Genomic DNA, 459 nt, shown 5'->3' on the forward strand with positions numbered 1-459 from the left:
TCTTATCTTTAAAGAAATTGGGAGAATGGAATCAGAAAAATCATCTTCTTTTACTATAAAACATTGGGCAGAAGGGGATAGGCCCAGAGAGAAACTGCTTCAAAAAGGGAGGGAATTCTTAAGCGATGCCGAACTACTGGCAATTTTAATCGGATCCGGCAATCGGAATGAATCTGCTGTAGAGGTTTCCAAAAAGGTGCTTTCCAAGGCAGGGGACAATTTGAATGAGCTGGGAAAATTTTCGGTTAAGCAGCTCATGGAAGTCAAAAGTATTGGAGAAGCAAGGGCATTGACCATAGTTGCTGCTATGGAACTGGGAAGACGACGAAGATCTTCCGAAGCATTGGAAAAGAAGAAAATTACTTCCAGCTCTTCTGTCTTTGAACTCATGCAACCCAAGATCGGGGAATTGCCCCATGAGGAATTTTGGATACTTTATCTTAATAATTCCAACAAGGT

Annotated in this window: 1 protein-coding gene; it reads left to right on the plus strand. The window is 41.4% G+C overall.

Annotated elements, in window-relative coordinates:
• Window positions 1–25 precede the first annotated feature (25 nt).
• A partial coding sequence (locus HC175_RS18440) for a JAB domain-containing protein (protein ID WP_317172360.1) occupies window positions 26–459 on the plus strand: 434 nt, incomplete at its 3' end.

Source organism: Salinimicrobium oceani, from assembly GCF_012037645.1.